Origin of the sequence: Paenalicyclobacillus macrosporangiidus (assembly GCF_900116805.1) — a bacterium.
GTDB lineage: Bacteria > Bacillota > Bacilli > Alicyclobacillales > Alicyclobacillaceae > Alicyclobacillus_H > Alicyclobacillus_H macrosporangiidus.
This window is the reverse complement of the sequence record NZ_FPBV01000075.1, coordinates 1-1,686: the sequence shown is the minus strand read 5'-3', so window position 1 is coordinate 1,686 and position 1,686 is coordinate 1. Positions and strand designations below refer to the sequence as shown.

Here is a 1,686-nt window from a genome sequence, read left to right as displayed (position 1 = left end):
CAGGCGCTATGCAGTTGCTCTCAACAACTGGGTTTTGTCAGGGTCAAACCACCTCAGTTCCAATCGTGTTGGCCAAAATTTGTCGATGAGGCTTGCGCAATGCCTTGCCGTTGTGTCAAGATCGATCACGATCAAGTCTGGCTCGTTTGTTCGAGCGGCTTGACGGGTATGACAGCGGATGCAGAGCAGATTGCGGATCACTTGGCCGTGTGTGCAATCTTCCTCGCCTGCTGTTTTTCGTTGCTCCCAAACGAGGTACCGAACGAGCGTTTCGGCCGTGAATAGCAGCGTCATGTGAGCGTGTATGTGGTTTTGGTTGGGCGAATGGCAATTGAGCATCCCGAGTTCTTGTTTTGCCGTACGGAACAAGACTTCAATTCGCCAGCGCTTCAGCCACGCCCCCATCACTTCAGATGGCGCATCGCAACGGTTGCTTATCAGCAGGTAGGCCCCTTTGTACTCTGCAGCCAACTCTTCGGTCTCTCCGGGTTCATGCGAGTTCACCAGTTCTGTGGGTTGCGTGGCAGCCTTGTTGTCTTCCGAGTTCATTCGTTTGCCTACTACTGCGGCGACCGGTGTGTATTTCATTTTCGTACACGGCTCACCCCGTCGATTCACGGAGACTTTCGGCATCTTGATGTAGATGTTTTCGCAGACGACGGAGGCGACATCCACATTGCCTTGCGTCCTGAGCAGCGGATAGACCTCCCGAATCAGGTCCCTTGGACGTATCGGGACAAAGCGTTCACGTCCGGTGCCGGGCTCAATCATGCGGCGGAATAGCTGCGTGTTCCGTTTAGCCTTCGTGACCCAGTCAAAGTTCTCTGATTCACACTGGAGCAGGAATGGCTTGCTGAAGTACCAGCGGTCCATGACCACCCACAAACGGTACGTCACGTGTTTTCGGACAGCCAGGAGCATCTGCCATGCCAGGTCCAGCTTCGACTGCTTCTTGTCGGTGTCGTTTTCAGGTTTCGTCCAGATGGCGTACGACCATGGGTATTCAATCCCATTGCTGCGGACGGCGTACAGCGCCACGATGTTCATCGCCCATGTGTAAACTTTGTTTGAACTGTCGTAGAGCCAATAGAGGAACGGGATCCCCTTGGCGTATGGGTGTGGGGCATGCGTATCGTCGAGAGCAAGCACGTCTCCGTCTGCCAGGGCCGTATCCGGGTCTTCCTGAAGACGAGCAGTGCGCTTTTGATTGAACATGTCCCATTGAGAAAATCCCGTCAGGAAGCGGCTGAGGGCGGATTGGGTCACTCTTTGGATGCCCAGCATGCGCTGTAACAGGCCGTCTGTGTTGAAGAACGTGGCCAACGCATTGACGGACGGACAGCGGTTAATGAGTCCAACGACGTAGAGGAACGCCAGAACCCAGGTAGCGACGCCACGGACTTTGAAGATCCCCGACTGGGACAAGAGCAGCGAAAGGTCGAACCGATCCCACAGTGTACGTAGAACAGGGGCGCCACCGACATTGCTGAAAGACGAAAGCTCCTTGAACTCTGGTTTACATAAACGAGCCATACTTCACACCCAAATCGCTGAGAGATAGGCAGTTAGGTGCCTCCTCGGCGATTGTTTGGGTGTTTTTCAAAAGTCAAGTGGTTTTCGGTGATTTCACGAATATGTCATATAATGTTCACAATCCAAGTTCATACAGCAACTGCATAGCGCCTG

Annotated in this window: 1 protein-coding gene; it reads right to left on the bottom strand. The window is 53.6% G+C overall.

Annotated elements, in window-relative coordinates:
- Positions 1–6: 6 nt before the first annotated feature.
- Positions 7–1,533 carry a transposase gene (locus BM357_RS18680; protein ID WP_083430696.1) on the bottom strand — a complete coding sequence of 509 codons (1,527 nt, stop codon included), beginning with the start codon at positions 1,531–1,533 and terminating at the stop codon, positions 7–9.
- Positions 1,534–1,686 lie beyond the last annotated feature (153 nt).

Bases quoted from the DNA above. Each gene is read 5' to 3' on its own strand.
- BM357_RS18680 (WP_083430696.1), bottom strand. From the start codon at position 1,533: ATGGCTCGTTTATGTAAACCAGAGTTCAAGGAGCTTTCGTCTTTCAGC.